The following is a 17,287-nucleotide window of genomic DNA, read 5'->3' on the forward strand; positions in this document are numbered from 1 at the left end:
AGAAAGCAGGTCTCCAGTTAGAGATCGGCTTTCTCTGGTTGATTACCTATTTATTTACCTCAGCTTTAATAATAAAACGATGTTGTTCTACGTCGAAAAAACCTTCAGACTCTATAATTTGATGTATGTTATACAATCCGCCGATATGTGTTTCGATATCAAAATTAGAAACTTGCCAAGGAATTGCCTTTAAATAAAAGACGAGCGCTCCGATATCATAAAATCTCTGTACAGGAAACTCTTCTTTGCAAGAAATGATGTTAAAAGAACTTTGGTTAAGCTCTTCTATTGCTTTCTTTAAGTTCCAATTACAAAACTCTTTATTTATTGGAACCCCTATACATTCATTGATTCGTGAACAGTCTAACCCCCCCACTTGTTGCGTGAAAAACGTGCCTTCCTTTGACAAAATCCTGCTTACTTCTGAAGCACAAAAAGATTCGTGCTGGTTCAAAATCAAATCAAATGTATCATCTTTAAACGGTAAATTTGCGTCTTCAGTTCGTTCAACAACTGTGACACCAAGCGGTTCTAAACGTTTTTTAGCGATTGGAACGTTAGGTTTGTATCCTTCTGTAGCGTACATAACGTGAGGAAAAGGCTGTAACAAAGATAAAAATTCTCCTCCTCCTGTTCCCATATCTAAAGCGGCATTAGAGTTTTGAATAAGACGAAAAGCTTCACTTCCGTACGACCACGAAAGCATGTCGCTATCCATACGACCAGTACGAGTAATAATAGAAAAATCCCATCCAGTAAAATCAACATTTGTATCGTCTACAGCGTTTAAAAAATGTTTGTCCGTTATCATATTAAACTCCTCCTTTTTATAGCTAGCATTAATCATCTATCTTAAACTAGTAAAAGGCGGACCACGGACATATAGACAGCGTTGTTATGTTTCATGTGCTAACGTATTCACACTAACCGCTCCTTTATTAAAATTACGTATGCTTCATTTGTTTGTCCATTCATATGTAATATCGGGTAGTTTCTCTTCGTTTTCACATCCTCTTTTTATAATACTGAAGCCGTGTTTCTCGTAAAACCTCTGGGCATTTTTATTTCGTTCAAATGTACGTAATATTAATTTTCCATTTGATTCTGTCTTGGCTCTTTCGAGTAAAAGCTGTCCGATTCCTCCTCCTTGATAATCTACATGAACGTACAGTTGGCTAATTTCGTCAGCATGATAAGCAATCATTCCTACTATTTGTTCATCCATTAACGCTAATTCAATTTTATAGTGTGCTGACAATATATGATTTAAAAAATAGACATGACGGTCAAAACTGTGCATTTCCTTTTGTTCAATCGCTTTTTCTTTACTATCTCTCCACATTTTTACCGTTTGTTCAGCAAATTGAGGATGATAGTGAACAATATCAACATTAAAATGGGCCATACATTTTCCCCTTATCTGTCATTATGCTATTCGTATTCTTAATAACGATGTCTAGATATTCCCTTCATGTGGTTGAAGCCTGTCAAAATCTTGTTTTAATAAAGAATACATATATAAATCATCAAATTTTCCACACGTAAATTCATAGCTTCTTAATAAGCCTTCTTTTATAAAGCTATGCTTTTTTATTAATTTTTGTGAAGCAGTATTAGCAGGCTCTATTAATGCTTCAATTCTCCGCAAATTAAAATGTGTAAAACCATATTTTATAACAGCGCCCAATGCCTCATTAGCAATCCCATTCCCCCAGTAATCTTTGCTTAGCTCATATCCAATTTCTGCACGGTAATGGTTATGAACTCTATTAAGAAACCCGCAGCTGCCAATAATGTCGTCTTGTTCTTTAAGAGTAATACCCCATCTTATTCCAGATTTTTCGTTTAAGATCGATTTATACCACGCAATCTCATTTGAAGCATCTTCAACCGTTGTAAAAGGCTCTAGACCGTAGTGTTTCATTACTTCTTTATCGGATAGGTATTTTAAAATACTGCCTGCGTCTTCTGCTACAATCTCCCTTAGGGTAAGCCTTTTTGTTTTAATTATGGGAAAATAATTTGACACCTGTACCTTCCCTCCTCTTATCCATTCACTAAACGGAGCTTTTCTCACAGCTTTATCTAATTTAAATAAGCGTTAGTAAGAAATTTCTTTTATTATTACTGAATTCCTTTTTAATTCTAAATATTTGTCGAGAAATGAGCAAAAAAAGCACGCATAACTTCATTTTTAAATCAGCACTGTCATTTCTTTTATATTTGTTAGTTCTAAAAATTAAAGGAATGAAAGCTAGTAATGAAGAATTCTTTTCTAACTAGTCTAAATGAGAAAATAAGGAGAAAAAGATGAAGCTGTATGGCGATTTTGAAAAAGAAGATTGGCTAAACGTATTAAAGCTACCAGAAAAAGAGCTGCCTAATGCATTTATTATTCATGGTGAGTGGGAATTTCAAGATAATATAAATTTATGGAAGGAGATCTTATCCACTGATGTTCATATGCCTAAATGGAACACGGTAATAGGTAAGTTAAATAACAGAAACATAGGATTTGCGAATGTGTACGGCAGTCCGATGGCGTCAAACATCGTACATCAATTTGCCGGCAGCGGAACCGACTTATTTATTCAAACGGGATATTTTGGAGGCTTATCTTCTATTATACAATATGGAGATATCTTAATCGTATCTGCAGCAAAAATGCAAGATGGCGTATCACACTGGTATTTACCAGAAAAAACGCTTGTAGAAGCTGACCAAGAGTTAGTGGAAGCCGCCTGTAGATATTGTGAACAAAAAGGCTACAGCTATATAAAAGGACACGTGGTCAGTATGGGTGCCATGCTGATCGAGACACTTGACATGGTAAAGGAATGGTCGCTTGCAGGTTTTCTCGGTGTGGATATGGAGACAGCTACCACTTTGGTCATTGCTCATAAATTCAACAAGCGGGCTGTCGGCTTATTAAATTTATCAGACCACCTTCTTCACGGCGATACTCTTTATTCGTATACAAAGGACAGAGAGTTAATAGAAAGTGCAACTGATAAAGCAATTCGCGATGTAGCTCTTTATTTAAGCAGTACATACTAGAATAGAACAAACAAAACAAGATAACTGTGCAGTTATCTTGTTTTGTTTGTTTCGCAGTTTTTAACACCTGTATAGTTTGGGTATGAACAGGATTCTCTGTTATCAGCATTTAAATTTTTATTTGTTTATTGTTTAAACCAGCTTCCAACGTATCGTACAGCGCAAGTTTATAATTAATTCGTTCTAGATGCAGGTAGGTTTGCGACATGTCTGCTTCCACTTTCTTTTTATGCTGAAGCATCATCTTTCTACGTTCGCTGATGGTACTTTCTCCTTTTTTATATGATTCTACATACTGTTTAATCTCGACAAGCGGCATCCCTGTTGCACGTAAGGCTAAAATAAACTTGACCCACTCGATATTCTGGTCATTGTATAGACGGTGATCATGTTCATTTCGTTCCACAAATGGTAAAATGCCTTCCTTTTCGTAGTATCGCAGAGTGGGCGCAGACAGCCCCGTTTTTTCTTGCATGTCTCTCATTGTATAAGACATTAAGAAGCATTCAGCACCTTTTGCTCCTTTTTTCCTTTTTCTTTAATTAGTAAGACACCTAACAACCCCATCATTGAAAACAAAATGGGAATCATAAAAGCATAATGATAACCAACATGCAGCGAACGCTCGGGGAATAAATCCAGGACATTTCCGAAAATACTAGGTAATAATACTGCGCTTAAAAAGCCTCCCATATTGGCAAAACCTGATACAACTCCTACTTCTTTTACTGAGAAGGATTGACGTACTACGGCAAATGTCAAAGCGCTTGCGCCGTTTCCAAAGCCGATGATAAAAAGCAAAATAACGACTAGCATGAATGAAGGTTTCACGCCGGAAAGTAATAACCCAGTCCAGCTAAGCACCACAATAAGATGAATAAGTGAATAAATTTTTTTAATGGAATTTAACCTGCTTGATATCCAGCTGATTAAAGGTCCGCCAATCATAGCGCCAAACAGACCATACATAATAAGCTGACTTGCATCAGCGCGAGATAAATGGAACACATTCATTCCATAAGGAACTCCCCAAGAACCAATAAAACCGATATATGTACCAACTACACCAAAATGACAAAGAAATGTTGCCCAGGCTTGGCGAGTCGTCATCACTCTCCTTAGGATCGCCCATACACTTTCCGGAGTCTTAACAGAGGATTTATTTGCTTTAGCATCATCTTGAAATAATCGTTTAGGTTTCACCACCAAAACGACATAAAGCAGGTAGGATACCGCCATTAAAACTAGACCTATGCTAAGAAAGGGAACCCTCCAGCCTGAAAATGAAATCCACATAGACAAAGGCACGGTAGCTGATAATGAACCTACACTTCCTACCAGCCCAATTAAACCTAATAGCTTTACAAACTCATTTCCCTTAAACCACTGACTTAAAATTAACACTAAATTGACAAAAATCATGGAGTCTCCCGTACCGACTAGTAAACGAGAGAAAATTAACACATATTCGTTAGGAGACGTGCTGTAGATAAGACTTCCTATTCCTGTTAAAAGCGACCCTATAATCAAAAATCGATTGGGACCGTATCGGTCAGAAAGTAAACCAATAGGAATCTGAAGACCTGCATATGCTAAAAATTGTATACTAGTCATTAATCCTATAACAGACGCTGAAACGTGAAAATCTTTCATTAACTGTTCTGTAATAAGTCCAGGGGCTGTTCGTTGACTGACAATCAAATAATACGCTAATAAAGCGGTTCCAAAAACAACCCATCTGTAGCTACTTTCCTGTTTGTTCATTTTGACAGATCCTCTCATGTATAATTTTTCTGCGTAGAAATGCTGGTGGAAAATGTTTAAGAGATGAAGATATTGATAGAATGAAGGTCTGTTTGATAAATAAGTCGCTATTGCGGACAGCTCTTCTTTTTATCCTTGTTTTTCCTTTCTATTATAATTTTAAGTTTTTAAAGGTGATTTTTCAATGAGGGATGTAATCTTGTAATATACCTTTTGCAATTTCTTTTCACTATTAGATATCCAAGTTAGAGTTGTTCTCGCCATTTTTCGGGTGTAAAAAACCTTAATAATGACCCATAAATAACCTGTATTACACATAGAGCTTTTAAAAAAAGCCTTCTTTCACTATTTTGCCGGTGTTCAATAAGTTGGTATAAAACTTGCATGTTCATTTATGAACACTTATTAAAGGAGGAGAACTTTATGAAAAAAGCTGAACGTAAGAAAAGTATTAAAAAGCAGGTCATTACTTGTGCTGTTCTCGCGGCATCTCTTTTACTTCCAATCTCCACTTCCGCTGCTTCTGTACCTTATACGCTTTATCAAGTCGGAAGTACTGCAGACAAAGCTACTAGTACAAGCTTCGGGCAAGTCTATATGGGCGGAAGCATCGATGTAGATGAAGCATTCAAATGGATGATTCAAAAGGCAAACGGCGGAGATTTCTTGGTTATAAGAGCGACGGGTACTGACGCCTATAATTCATATATCTATGACCTCGCCAAAAGCATAGGTAAGCCCCTTAACTCTGTTAGCACAATTGTTGTTGATGATTTAATAAGAGCAGGTTCAGACTCTTCTTTAATTGACAAAATTAACAAAGCAGAAGGTATCTTTTTTGCTGGAGGCAATCAAGCTGATTACGTAGATTTCTTAGAAGGATCCCCAGCTCTTACAGCCTTAAATAATCGTATTAATCAAGGCATTCCTTTTGGAGGAACAAGTGCCGGCACCATGATTCAAGGTGATCACGTTTATGACTCTATCTCAGCAGGCTCTACAACTTTAGATTCGAAAACAGCGCTAAACAATCCCTATAGTTCTCTTATTTCTTTTACAGATTATTTGATTCAAACCCCGCATAATAATAACATTCAAACAGACACTCATTTTGAACAACGAGATAGAATGGGACGTTTTTTAACATTTCTTGCACGTAATATCCAAGACGGAGAAGAAACTGGAACAAGCGCCAAGGGAATTGCTGTTAATGAACAGTCAGCGCTTCTGGTAGAAAAAGATGGTTCAGCTAAAGTAGTAACACAGCCAGGCTCTACAAATGCAGCTGTTTATCTAGCTAAAACGAATAAGGCGCCTGCTACTTGTATAAGTGGTCAGCCGCTGACGTTTAATAATATTTCTATCTATAAACTATTTAATGGCAGCACTTTTAATCTTTCCACTTGGACGGGTTCTGGAGGGTTAGCTTATACTTTAAACGTAAACGGCGGTGTTATTACTTCCTCTACAGGAAAAGTATACGGAGGAAATCAGCCGTAAACGCCCAGTCTATGACGACACTATTTTATAGAAAAGGGAAACTTGATTAGTGAAGTTTCCCTTTCTTCCGTATATTAAGGATTGATTAAGTGCTGTTTTGTTTTTAAATGATATAGATAATGCAGTCCTTTTTCTGTTATTTTCGTTCCTGCTCTGCCTCTGCGTTTTATAATATACTCTCTTTCTTCTAGTACATCCAAACGATTTCTCACCTGCTGTTCTGTAAGAGTAAAGCCTTTTAAATGCTGTGTAATCCACTTTCTGCTTGCTGCTTTTCCTGTATCATTACACTGCTTTATCGTTTCTAACAGAGCGTGATTTTCTTGAAGTTCGATCAAGTCAACCGATTCATTTTCAATTTCATGTAAAGTATGCTCCTCCTTTTGACTACTAAGCCTATACTCTACGTCTTTTGCTTTCACTTCGTTTTCATCGCAGACAGTAAGCAAATACTCGATGACTCCTTTTAATTCTCTTATGTTTCCTAGCCATTCATATTCGATAAGCAGCTTCATCGCTTCTGGATGGATATGCGTCCACGTTTTTGATTTAGAAATAAAATGATGAATCAGTAAAGGAATATCGGTTCTTCTATATCTTAAAGGAGGAATCGTTAAAGATAATACGTGTAAACGATAGTACAAATCTTCTCGAAACAACCCTTCTTTCATTTTATGTAGTAAATTGTTGTGAGTAGCTGCTATTATTCTTACATTGATCGGAATAACTCTTGTCCCTCCTACCCGTCTAATTTCTTTTTCTTGAAGCACTCTTAAAAGCTGAGTTTGTAAACGCGGACTGATATCACCAATTTCATCCAGGAAGATCGTACCTTTATCAGCGCTCTCAAACAGCCCTTTTTTGCCGCCTTTTTGGGCTCCTGTAAAACTGGCTTCTTCATACCCAAACAGCTCACTTTCTAGCAATGTATCGGTCATGGCACTGCAATTCACGGCAAGAAACGGTCCGTTTTTACGTGTAGAATGATTATGGATAGCCTGAGCAAACAGCTCTTTTCCTGTACCGGTTTCTCCTTGAATTAAAATAGGGTACTCAGTAACCGCCATTTTCCGGGAAATTTCAATCGTTTTAAGCAAAGCTGGGTGTTCTCCGATAATATCTTGATAATTATACTTAGCAGAAAAGCCGTTTTTTCTAAGTTCTGACTGCGCTTTTCCTTCTATTTCAACAGCTTGATTCACACTTTTAAACGTTGCTACCGTAGTATTGCTTTCCTGAATCATAGACTTATAGATAACCATTTCGTATCCGTTTACGTTAAAGTACTGACTTTTCTCGTCGGACGATGTAATAAACTCCACAAGGCCTTCGTTAGAAATGACATGTTGAATTTCACGATTTACAACATCAGAAGAAGATAGCTGAAACAATGATTCTAACCTTTTATTAAATAACGTAATTCTTTTATTGAAATCCACGGCCAGGATCCCATCTTCTACTACATTTACAACACTCTTTACATGGAGGTGAAGTTCTTTCATTTGCCCTTCTGCTTCTATTAGCTTTTTTTGCAGCTCAATAATATTTCGTAAATAGCGATCCCAAATAATTGAATGATTAGACTGATTAAAACCAAATGATTTTATAAGTTCAAAAATGGTCGCCATATCAAAAAGCCTAACGCCTATATCAATTACATGTTTTACATATGGCGGACATAAGTGAATCTCACCTGGAGAAACAGCAACTTCCACACCTTCGTAATAGGTCTTTTGCTTTTTAAAAGGAATAAACTGAACATGATTAATACCTACTTGATAGAGAGATTCTATTAATTTAAGGGTTTCTTTATCGTCATCGTTTACAATTAATACTTTTGTATGGGCGGGGATTTGCAGCAATTCATTTATATGTTTATGGTGAATCGTTCTATTTCCTACAATTTCATGTGCATGCTGAACGTCTAATCTGTCCTTCAGTTCGTGCTTTATACTCTCTGATGAGTAGAGTACAACATCGCCATCAATTTCACCCGGTAATTCTTCGTCAATCGCAAAGCATTCAATAAAAATGTAATCGTCTAGCAGCTCTTTTAATTGATTGTGCAAAATGATTCTAGTTTGCTTGCTTCCTGTTATTAAAACTAATTTCTTTTTCATCGTATGAACACCTTTCTACAGGCCTTTAAATTTGCTTGCCTTCAGAGATTAGTCTTGGAATACTGTACCTATCATTTTATACGTTGCCCTGCATTTCATCTAGCGGACGTTTGTCCCTATTGCAAATAAAAATAAGTAGAAAAAAGTGCCTCCGCTTTAATAGGTGGAGGCACAATATGCTAAAGTGCTAGATGTATTGAATTACTGTCTGTTCTCTTTTTATTTAATAGCTACTTTTATTGGTTTGATATCTAACGCAACTTTCACAATGGAATAATCGTCTTTTTGACCGTCTGTATAAGCCCAATAACCATTGCTTTCAGCACTTTTTCGGAAGGTAAGCTCAAAACCTTTGTTTTGGTTAAATGCATAGCTCTTTATTTCTTTACTCTGAGCGTTATCAACAAGATCGTAAGCTAAGAACTTGCTTAGTACACCGTGCGGAGAGAAAAGACCTGTATTTGGTCCAACTTTTTCACTGTAGTATTCATTTTTTCTAGTAGATGTTTTAGCTGGGTTTATGACGATTTCTTTTGTTGTGAGATTTACTTTGTCGCCTGGAGTGATACAAGAGATAAGAATATTTTTGTAATCACTCGGAAATTTGTCATTTGCCTGTACCTTCGCTAAGTCAACTAGCGTAATACCGCCTCTTCCCACAACTTCTATTTGTTTTGCTTTATTATTTACCACCATAGCAGTATCTTCATCAATTCCGTATGAAAGCTGATTTTTATTTCCTTTTTCATATGCTGTTGCAATAAGACGTCCGAGTCTTGCTTTGTTGTCAAAATGCTGATCAACAAGACCGTATTGGAAAAAGCCAAGACCTTTTTCCAAATAAGCAGGCCCGCCTTCTTGCTGAGTCATATCATTATATGTGTTTGTAAATCCGTAAGAAAGAGCTCCGTAGCTATCTCCGCCTGCGAGCATAGTATTACTCATAATTGCAGCGCCGGCGCTCGTACCGCCAAGTACTGCCCCGTTTTTATACGTATGCCATATAGCTTGTAAAACTTTTGAGTCCGAACCATTTTCATTACGCAAGGAGCCCGTAATCAAGGTTTGATCTCCTCCTACAAACCAAATGCCCGTTAGCCCTTTGACTTTTTGCGCTAGTTTATCACTGTTCATATTTGTTTTCCAAGTCGACTCATTTTCAGAAGTCCCTTTAAAGTCATGGTTCGAAATAGGTAAAATCTCTATATTTTCCGCTTTCACTCCGTATTTAATTAAATCACTTTTAAACTGATTAGAAGAGTCGAACTTAGTACTCGCTGCAGGCACAATTCCTATTTTGGCTTGTTTTCCTCCTGCAAGATTAATAAACTTGTTATACACGCTTGAATTGCTGCTGCCAAGCGCTCCTCCTGCAATTAAGAGATTACCTTTAATCGAATCGTATGCAGGACTTTCAGATGAAGAAAAAGTAGGTTTTTTATACGTTAAACTAGTTTTTCTATCCGATTGGAATTTGAAGGTTTTGGGCGTAATATCCATTCTGACATTTACAATGGAATAGTCGTCTTTTTGTCCGTCAGTATATCTCCAGTAGCCGTTTGTATCATTGTCCTTTTGAAAAGCAATTTCATATCCCGACCCTTTACTGTCATAAACATAGCTTTTCGCAGATTTCATCGATTCATTGTCAACAAGAGAATAGGATAAATAAGCCTTTAATCTGCCATATGGCGTAAAAACACCCGTAGCAGGCAGTGCGTTAAACGAGTAATATTCAAATCCCTTCGTTTCTACTTTCTCTTTTGGAAATTCAAATGACTTTAAATGATAGTTAATTTTATCTCCAGAAGATAAGTAACTAACCTTCATATTCTCTAATCCCGAACGAGCTTTCTGCTTAGATACAAGCTTAGCTTTGCTCATATCCAAGACGGCTACTCCGCTTCGTCCAACAACTTCAATCTTTTGATCTTTATTGTTAACGACCATAGCCGTATCTTCGTCCACACCGTATGCAAAGTTTTTTTCTTTGTCACGTTCAGAAATATATGCAGCTACTGCAAGTCGCCCAAGTCGTGCTCGTTCATCCATGTGCTGATCAATTATGCCGTGTTGGAAAAACCCCAGCCCTTTTTGAATTGATAGAGGCTCGTACTCTTTTTGACTGCGTTTGTTTTTGCTTACATGTTTATTTTCCTTGTTTTCTAAACTGTCTTTTAACGCTCCTAGACTGTCTCCTCCTGTAATCATGACGTCACTCATAATTGCAGCTCCTGCACTTGTGCCTCCGATTACTGCTCCTTTACGATATATATCCCAAATAGCTTTTAACGCTTCAGAATCACTTCCATTATTTTGACGAAGAGAATCCACAATTTTGGTTTGATCTCCTCCAACAAACCAAACTGCCGTTAGTCCTTTAATCGTACGGGATAACTTCTTATCATTTACTTGATTCTTCCAGGTTGATTCGTCCTTTTGTGTATCAGAAAAATCGTGATTTGAAACGGGAAGAATTTTAATAGAATCTGAGTTTGCTCCGTATTTTACGAGGTCTTCCTTAAACTTTTTAGAAGACTGCAGCGTTGTGCTAGCAGCTGGAATAATCCCTACTTTTGCTTTTTCTTTTCCTCCAGCAAGCGAGAGAAACTTTTCATAGATTTCGTGATTAGATGTCCCTATACCTCCGCCTGCAATAACAAGGCTGCCTTTAATGTCTTCAGTATTTTCTTGTGCTTTTGCAAGCAGCGGTGTACTCAAAGAAGAAAGTAATGTAAAGCTGATAAGACATGAAACAAGTTTCTTTTTCATTTGAAAGATCCTTTCCACGCAAATTTTAATACCTTTCTCTGACTAGCTCGTATCCTTCCTCGATACTTTCGTTAAATGATGTTTAAAACCTGTTATTCAAACGTTCCTTTCACAACAGGGACACCGTCTTTTACCATTACTTTACCTTGAGCAAAAACTGTTTTAATTGTTAGTGTCTCTTTGTCTAAAAGGACTAAATCTGCATCTTTTCCAGGTTGAATATGCCCTTTATTGGCCAGTTTTAATACTTTGGCAGGATTAGAAGTAATGACTTGAAGAGCTGTTTCTAACGGCACTGATTCTTCTAATACTGCATCTCGTACTTCTTGAAATAAAGAAGACACTTTTCCAACTTGAAGCCCTTTATAGTCTCCGTTATCATCAAAAAACGGCAGGCTCGCTTGTCCATCGGATGAGAACGTAATGCTCGAGATTGGAACTTCTTCTTCAAGCATGATACGTAACCCTTTGCTGCACTTAACTTCGCCTTCTTCTAAAAAATATGGAATGGTGCTAGTTGTAAAATCTACATAGCCACCTCGTTTTGCAAATTGAATTCCTTCTTTAAACAGTTCTTCATTTCGATTAATATGTGTAGGATGAAACTGACGAATTGGCAGATCTGTTTCATCTGCGATTTGATTTAATAAAGATAATTTCCGTTTTCCATCCCCTACATGAACTTCTAATATTCCGGCTTTCCCTGATAAAATCCCTCCATTGCGGGCAGCAGAAGCCGCCTTTACCAGTTCTTCAAATGTCGGTTCAGAGGAACGGTGGTCAGAAATGGCAATTTCACCTACTCCGATAATTTTATCAATTAAAATAAGATCTTCTTCGATGCTGGTAGTTAACGTTTTTACTGGTATTTGATAAGAACCTGTGTGAATAAAGCAGCTAATTCCTTCTTCTTCTAATCCTCTTGCTTTAGCAAGAAGACTTTCCATTCTTCTTGTTGTACCGTCTGTTCCAAGTACACCTACAATAGTTGTAACACCGGCAGTCGTTGCATCGGTTAACATTAGTTCAGGCGTGCGTGTTTTATATCCGCCTTCTCCTCCTCCGCCAATAATATGAACATGTGAGTCAATAAAGCCTGGAGCTATAATATCATTAGCAGCGTCTACAACATGAATAGGAATGGACGTATTTACATGATCAATACAATCCTCTATAAGGATGATTTTGCTGTCTGCAAGCAATACGTCTTTTTTTCCTAAATACTCTGGTGCATATACTTCTGCGTTTTTGATTAAGGTTAACAACTTCTATTCCTCCTACTAGTAAGCTCAACTTACGAATAACATTTTTCTATATAATTTTGATGCTTAAAATGGTCCGTAATTGATAAAATAAGCAATCACAACGGCAATTAAACCAATCACATATTGAATAAGGACTAACGGCAACACCCATTTGGCCCACTTTGTCCATGAAATTCCCGCAATCGCTAAACCAGCCATTAATGTTCCAGCTGTCGGGAAGATAATATTTCCAATGCCATCTGCAAAAGAAAAAGATAATACTGCTGTTTGCCTTGTAATATCAAGTAAATCTGCAAGAGGCGTCATGATTGGCATCGTCAGCATCGCATGACCTGTTCCAGATGCTAAAATAAGATGAATCAGCGCTTGGAAGTTATAGATTCCGATGACGCTTAAATATCCCGGAATATGCTGAATAGCTCCAGATACTTGATGAAGCATAGGGTCTACAATATGTCCTTCATTTAAAACAACAAGAACAGCACGAGAAACTCCGATAACAAGCGCTCCTCCAACTAGTGCTGCTGCCCCGTTTGTAAATGACTTAACTGTATTTTCAACAGAGAGCCTTCCAATAATCCCAATCACAACAGTCAAAATGACAAATAAAGAGGCAATTTCAGTAATGTACCACTTATACTTAATAACGCCAAAAGCAAGAATTACGTAGTTAACAAGAAATGCTGCCATAATCCATTTATGCTTTCTAGTTAACTTGGCATCCGAGTTTAAAAGTTTATTTGCGCTGGTTATGCTGTATTTTCCGTACGTCCCAATAGAAGGACTTTTTTTCACTTTCATCGCATATCGGTAGACAAACCAAACTGAAACAGCGTAAACAACTACAAACAAGATGAGTCGAAAGCCCATTCCAGAAAACATAGGAAGCTCTGCTACTCCTTGCGCAACACCAACTGTAAATGGATTCATAACTGCCGTAGTAAAACCAGCCGATGCGCCAATTAACACAATAGCAGTCCCTGTTAATGCATCGAATCCAAGAGCAAGTGCCAAGGGAATTAAAAGAGGAATATAGGCTAGCGTTTCTTCCGCCATCCCCATTAAAGAACCGCCTACTGCAAAAAATAACATCATAACAGGAATTAATAATTTTTCTCGGGTAGCAAGTTTTTTAGCCATCGTTGTAATTAATACATCTACTGTCCCCGTAGCGCTTAGTACACCAAAGAAACCGCCGATAATTAATACAAAAAAGATAATGTCGGCTCCTTCTACCATTCCTGTATGTATTGCTTTGACCATTTCAAAGAATCCAACAGGTGTAGAATCAATCCATTTAAACGATTGAGGATCTACTGTTGTTCTCCCGTCTACTTCTACACGCGCATATTCTCCAGCTGGCAAGATATACGTTAAAATGGTAGCAATCACAAGAAAGCCTAACAATAAAGCAAAAACGTTTATTTTCCTCTCTTTTTTCCGTACCTGATTTAATGAACTCATTTCCTTTTGCAGTTCACTCATTCCTCTTCTCCCCTTCATTGTGAAATAATAGCTTTAGACAAACATCTCTTTCTTTAAAAGCAGCTTCCTTATCTGCGACTACATATTGCTCCTTTCTTTTATATTCCTCATATACAGTACAAGCAATTTTCGTGCCAACGTAGAACCGTTTAATTTTCTGAATTATGATATAATTAAATCGTGTTTTAGGTGTTAATTGGGTGTTTTTAAAAAATTAACACCGCCAATTAAGATGTTGGTTGATAGAAAATCTGGAGCACGAAGCATTAGCTAGTTCTTTTTTTAAAAAGCTGCAAAAAGAAAGATAAAAGAATTTAATCTATAAACATAAAAAAATACTATTTTATTATTGTCTTTTCTTTAAGTAGATTAATACTATAAACCTTCAATCTATTTATAAAAGCATTGCGCATAATGAAAGGGTGTTCAAAACAATGACTGTTTATCGTATCGGGGTATTGGGGGGCGATAGCATCGGGCCGGAGATTGTCGATGCCGCAGTTAAGGTAGTTAAAAATGCTTCTTGCAAAGCAGGAGTAAAAATGGAATGGATTTATCTGCCTATGGGATGGGAAGGAATTAAACAATATAACGATCCTCTTCCAGAAGTAACGATAGATGCTTTAAAACATACGCATGGATGGATACTTGGCCCGCATGATTCTGCGGCTTACCCTCTTGAACACAAAGAAAAGCGTAATCCTAGCGGAGAGCTTCGTCACAGTTTAGATCTTTACGCAAATATTCGCCCTGCTAAAACAATGCCAGGTATTAAAAGCGTCGTGAAAGAAGCTGATTTAGTGATCGTCCGAGAAAATACAGAAGGATTTTATGCCGATCGTAATATGTATTCTGGACATGGGGAATGGCAGATTACAAAAGACGTTGTGGTGACATCGGGCGTATTTACGCGAAAAGCCGTAGAAAGAATTGCGCGTGAAGCTTTTGCATTGGCTATGCAGCGTCGTAAAAAAGTAACAATCGTACATAAAGCAAATGTTTTAAGATTAAGTACCGGACTATTTCTAAACGTTTGTCGAGAAATAGCTGAGCAATATCCTGAAGTAAAAGTGGACGACTACCATATCGATGCCATGGCTGCTCATCTCGTACGTCGTGCAGCCGATTTTGATGTCATTGTGACAGAAAACATGTACGGTGATATTCTTTCAGACTTAGCCGGCGAGCTTGTAGGAAGCTTAGGATTAGCCCCTTCTCTTAATGCAAATGAACATATCGCTATGGCACAAGCAGCTCATGGTTCTGCGCCAGATATCGCAGGTTTGAACATAGCAAACCCAACCGGTATTATTTCTTCAGCAGCCATGCTACTGAAATGGTTGGCTGAAAAACATGCGGATCACAAACTTACAGAAGTAGCTGCTACAATAGAACACGCACTTTATCAAACGCTCCTAGCTGAAGTGAAAACGAAAGATTTAGGCGGACATGCCTCTACGTCGGAGTTTACAGAAGCTATTTTAGAAAAAATAAAATCCATGTAAAATTAACAGCAATTTATCCATTCTATAGAGGTGATCATAATGAAAAAAAGAAAGATTATTATGGACTGTGATCCAGGTCATGATGATGCTATTGCTATTATTTTGGCTGCCGCACGACCGGAATTAGATATTTTAGCGATTACAACTGTTTCAGGAAACGCAGAAATTGAAAAAACGACGATGAATGCTTTGAAAGTGTGTGATTTAGTATCGTTACATAACGTGATTGTTTCAAAAGGAGCAAGCGAACCAATGATGCGCAGACGTGAAAACGCGCCTAGTATACACGGGGATTCAGGATTAGACGGCCCTGAGTTCCCGGCTCTCTCTCGCAGCTGGAGCGAAGAACACGGAGTAGATACTATTATACGAATGGTCAAAGAGTCAGAAGATCCCGTTACGCTTTTGCCTACCGGTCCTTTAACGAACATTGCTTTAGCTTTAATAAAAGCTCCAGAAATTAAAGAAAACATTGAAGAGATTATCCTTATGGGCGGTGGAACCTTCGGGAACTGGACGCCAACGGCTGAGTTTAACATTTGGGCAGATCCAGAAGCGGCTAAAAAAGTGTTTGATAGCGGTATTCCACTAGTAGTAATGGGGTTAGATATTACGCATCAAGCCGTTGCAACAGATAACGTTATTAACCAAGTGATGAACATTGATAATAACGTAGCAAAAAAGGTGGGTGAATTATTAGCGTTTTTTAAATCTGCCTATAAAGAAACGTTTGGCTTTGATGGTCCGCCTGTTCACGATGTATTAACCGTTGCTTATTGCATAGCTCCAGAACTATTTACGCTCAAAGAAGTTAATATTGTAGTAGAAACACGCGGAGAATACACGGCTGGAACGACTTCAGTTGATTTGCTTGGAGTTACAGGAAGGAAAGCAAATGCGAAGTTTGGTTTAACCCTTGATGTAGATGGTTTTTGGGATTTAATGATTGAGGCTCTTAACACATATTCGGCTTCGTAATGTTCATCTAGAAGATAGGTTTTATAAGATCAGCACCAGAACGTCGAGTTCGCAACTTGCTGGTGCTGACTTACTTTTATTCATACTATCTAGCTGTTTTTTTCGCTTTTTGATTGAGCATTACAGTAATGATTGAAGCAACAATAACACCTGTAATTAAACAGTTTGATATATCTTTATAAATTACTCCCATTACTGTCCCGCCTATAACGCCTACACTAATAAGTGAAATTCGCTCTCTTTGATTCATGATTTATCCCTCCATCTTTTTTAATAAAACATTTAATTTATGAAGAGCGAAGTGCAGGTCTAATTGTTCTTCTTCATTTAACTTCGCAAGATTTGCATGAAAGTTACTATAAATCCCTCTCCATTTTTCCTCTTGAATACTTTTTCCTTTAGACGTTAATGAGACTAAAACCGCACGCTTATCTCGCGGATCAGGCATTTTGATTAAATATCCTTCATTTTCTAATTCACTGATACCATTCGTTAACTGTTGTTTGGCAATATTTAACCCTTGGCTAATTTCCTTAATATTCAAATCTTTTTTTTGCATATACATAAATTCAACTACGTGATTTTGTAAATGTGTTAATTTCACTTCATTTTTATTTAAGTTCTTGAAATTTTCAAATAAAACCGGTATTAAAGCGATATATTCCTTAGCCAGCTTTTCCTTCATGAGATATCCACCTTCTTTAGTAAATATATTATTACTAAATTTGAATAAAAACAATAAAAATCGTTTATTTTAGTAAAAATATATTTACTAAAATCCATACATACTTCTAAAGTTATTTTATCCCAATCTCAACAATCGTTTCTTAATCTTATAAAA

Annotated in this window: 15 protein-coding genes; 4 read left to right on the forward strand and 11 right to left on the reverse strand. The window is 37.2% G+C overall.

What is annotated here, in order from left to right:
- Positions 1–46 precede the first annotated feature (46 nt).
- From ACFX4W_RS21000 to ACFX4W_RS21010, 3 genes are all read right to left on the reverse strand, one after another.
- Entirely contained in the window at positions 47–811 is a 765-nt protein-coding gene (locus ACFX4W_RS21000) for a class I SAM-dependent methyltransferase (protein ID WP_043980676.1), read from the reverse strand.
- A gap of 144 nt (positions 812–955) precedes the next feature.
- The gene (locus ACFX4W_RS21005) at positions 956–1,405 is read right to left on the reverse strand and encodes a GNAT family N-acetyltransferase (protein WP_165575324.1); all 450 of its coding nucleotides are present in this window, start codon (positions 1,403–1,405) and stop codon (positions 956–958) included.
- A gap of 51 nt (positions 1,406–1,456) precedes the next feature.
- Positions 1,457–2,029 carry a GNAT family N-acetyltransferase gene (locus tag ACFX4W_RS21010; protein ID WP_043979063.1) on the reverse strand — a complete coding sequence of 191 codons (573 nt, stop codon included), beginning with the start codon at positions 2,027–2,029 and terminating at the stop codon, positions 1,457–1,459.
- Between the two features lie 281 nt (positions 2,030–2,310).
- On the opposite strand from ACFX4W_RS21010, the gene ACFX4W_RS21015 reads away from it, so the two are divergent.
- Positions 2,311–3,057: a phosphorylase family protein gene (locus ACFX4W_RS21015; RefSeq protein WP_043979065.1), complete on the forward strand. Its 747-nt coding sequence runs from the start codon at positions 2,311–2,313 to the stop codon at positions 3,055–3,057.
- A 109-nt stretch (positions 3,058–3,166) separates the two neighbouring features.
- Here the strand turns inward: ACFX4W_RS21015 and ACFX4W_RS21020 are convergent, their stop codons facing one another.
- Both ACFX4W_RS21020 and ACFX4W_RS21025 read right to left on the reverse strand, forming a co-directional pair.
- Positions 3,167–3,553, reverse strand: coding sequence for a MerR family transcriptional regulator (locus tag ACFX4W_RS21020; RefSeq protein WP_043979067.1), 387 nt, complete (start codon positions 3,551–3,553; stop codon positions 3,167–3,169).
- Complete coding sequence (locus ACFX4W_RS21025) at positions 3,553–4,821, reverse strand: MFS transporter (RefSeq protein ID WP_043979070.1); 1,269 nt, start codon at positions 4,819–4,821, stop codon at positions 3,553–3,555. Before ACFX4W_RS21025 ends, ACFX4W_RS21020 begins: the two co-directional genes overlap by 1 nt.
- Positions 4,822–5,244: 423 nt before the next feature.
- Between ACFX4W_RS21025 and ACFX4W_RS21030 the strand changes: the two genes are divergently transcribed.
- Positions 5,245–6,321, forward strand: coding sequence for a cyanophycinase (locus ACFX4W_RS21030; protein WP_043979073.1), 1,077 nt, complete (start codon positions 5,245–5,247; stop codon positions 6,319–6,321).
- Positions 6,322–6,395: 74 nt separating this feature from the next.
- Here the strand turns inward: ACFX4W_RS21030 and ACFX4W_RS21035 are convergent, their stop codons facing one another.
- The 4 genes from ACFX4W_RS21035 to ACFX4W_RS21050 form a co-directional block, all read right to left on the reverse strand.
- Positions 6,396–8,441, reverse strand: a complete 2,046-nt coding sequence (locus ACFX4W_RS21035) for a sigma 54-interacting transcriptional regulator (RefSeq protein WP_097823840.1) — start codon at positions 8,439–8,441, stop codon at positions 6,396–6,398.
- A 219-nt stretch (positions 8,442–8,660) separates the two neighbouring features.
- Positions 8,661–11,213 (reverse strand): cyanophycinase, encoded by a 2,553-nt coding sequence (locus ACFX4W_RS21040; protein WP_043979078.1) that lies wholly within the window; start codon positions 11,211–11,213, stop codon positions 8,661–8,663.
- 92 nt (positions 11,214–11,305) lie between these two features.
- On the reverse strand, positions 11,306–12,478 hold the full coding sequence (gene iadA, locus ACFX4W_RS21045) for a beta-aspartyl-peptidase (RefSeq protein WP_043979081.1): 1,173 nt from the start codon (positions 12,476–12,478) through the stop codon (positions 11,306–11,308).
- Between the two features lie 63 nt (positions 12,479–12,541).
- The gene (locus ACFX4W_RS21050; RefSeq protein ID WP_043979084.1) at positions 12,542–13,963 is read right to left on the reverse strand and encodes a YfcC family protein; all 1,422 of its coding nucleotides are present in this window, start codon (positions 13,961–13,963) and stop codon (positions 12,542–12,544) included.
- A gap of 434 nt (positions 13,964–14,397) precedes the next feature.
- Between ACFX4W_RS21050 and ACFX4W_RS21055 the strand changes: the two genes are divergently transcribed.
- Positions 14,398–15,468 (forward strand): isocitrate/isopropylmalate dehydrogenase family protein, encoded by a 1,071-nt coding sequence (locus tag ACFX4W_RS21055; protein WP_280559362.1) that lies wholly within the window; start codon positions 14,398–14,400, stop codon positions 15,466–15,468.
- 39 nt (positions 15,469–15,507) lie between these two features.
- Positions 15,508–16,446, forward strand: coding sequence for a nucleoside hydrolase (locus tag ACFX4W_RS21060; protein ID WP_230184315.1), 939 nt, complete (start codon positions 15,508–15,510; stop codon positions 16,444–16,446).
- 85 nt (positions 16,447–16,531) lie between these two features.
- On the opposite strand, the gene ACFX4W_RS21065 is transcribed toward ACFX4W_RS21060, so the two are convergent.
- Together ACFX4W_RS21065 and ACFX4W_RS21070 are read right to left on the reverse strand one after the other, a co-directional pair.
- On the reverse strand, positions 16,532–16,696 hold the full coding sequence (locus ACFX4W_RS21065; RefSeq protein ID WP_164797590.1) for a hypothetical protein: 165 nt from the start codon (positions 16,694–16,696) through the stop codon (positions 16,532–16,534).
- A 3-nt stretch (positions 16,697–16,699) separates the two neighbouring features.
- On the reverse strand, positions 16,700–17,131 hold the full coding sequence (locus tag ACFX4W_RS21070; protein WP_165575328.1) for a MarR family winged helix-turn-helix transcriptional regulator: 432 nt from the start codon (positions 17,129–17,131) through the stop codon (positions 16,700–16,702).
- Positions 17,132–17,287 lie beyond the last annotated feature (156 nt).

Source organism: Priestia sp. YIM B13489 (assembly GCF_042787645.1).
Taxonomy (GTDB): Bacteria; Bacillota; Bacilli; order Bacillales; family Bacillaceae_H; genus Priestia; species Priestia megaterium.

Bases quoted from the DNA above. Each gene is read 5' to 3' on its own strand.
- ACFX4W_RS21000 (WP_043980676.1), bottom strand. From the start codon at position 811: ATGATAACGGACAAACATTTTTTAAACGCTGTAGACGATACAAATGTT.
- ACFX4W_RS21005 (WP_165575324.1), bottom strand. From the start codon at position 1,405: ATGGCCCATTTTAATGTTGATATTGTTCACTATCATCCTCAATTTGCT.
- ACFX4W_RS21015 (WP_043979065.1), top strand. From the start codon at position 2,311: ATGAAGCTGTATGGCGATTTTGAAAAAGAAGATTGGCTAAACGTATTA.
- ACFX4W_RS21020 (WP_043979067.1), bottom strand. From the start codon at position 3,553: ATGTCTTATACAATGAGAGACATGCAAGAAAAAACGGGGCTGTCTGCG.
- ACFX4W_RS21025 (WP_043979070.1), bottom strand. From the start codon at position 4,821: ATGAACAAACAGGAAAGTAGCTACAGATGGGTTGTTTTTGGAACCGCT.
- ACFX4W_RS21030 (WP_043979073.1), top strand. From the start codon at position 5,245: ATGAAAAAAGCTGAACGTAAGAAAAGTATTAAAAAGCAGGTCATTACT.
- ACFX4W_RS21035 (WP_097823840.1), bottom strand. From the start codon at position 8,441: ATGAAAAAGAAATTAGTTTTAATAACAGGAAGCAAGCAAACTAGAATC.
- ACFX4W_RS21040 (WP_043979078.1), bottom strand. From the start codon at position 11,213: ATGAAAAAGAAACTTGTTTCATGTCTTATCAGCTTTACATTACTTTCT.
- ACFX4W_RS21050 (WP_043979084.1), bottom strand. From the start codon at position 13,963: ATGAGTGAACTGCAAAAGGAAATGAGTTCATTAAATCAGGTACGGAAA.
- ACFX4W_RS21055 (WP_280559362.1), top strand. From the start codon at position 14,398: ATGACTGTTTATCGTATCGGGGTATTGGGGGGCGATAGCATCGGGCCG.
- ACFX4W_RS21060 (WP_230184315.1), top strand. From the start codon at position 15,508: ATGAAAAAAAGAAAGATTATTATGGACTGTGATCCAGGTCATGATGAT.
- ACFX4W_RS21065 (WP_164797590.1), bottom strand. From the start codon at position 16,696: ATGAATCAAAGAGAGCGAATTTCACTTATTAGTGTAGGCGTTATAGGC.
- ACFX4W_RS21070 (WP_165575328.1), bottom strand. From the start codon at position 17,131: ATGAAGGAAAAGCTGGCTAAGGAATATATCGCTTTAATACCGGTTTTA.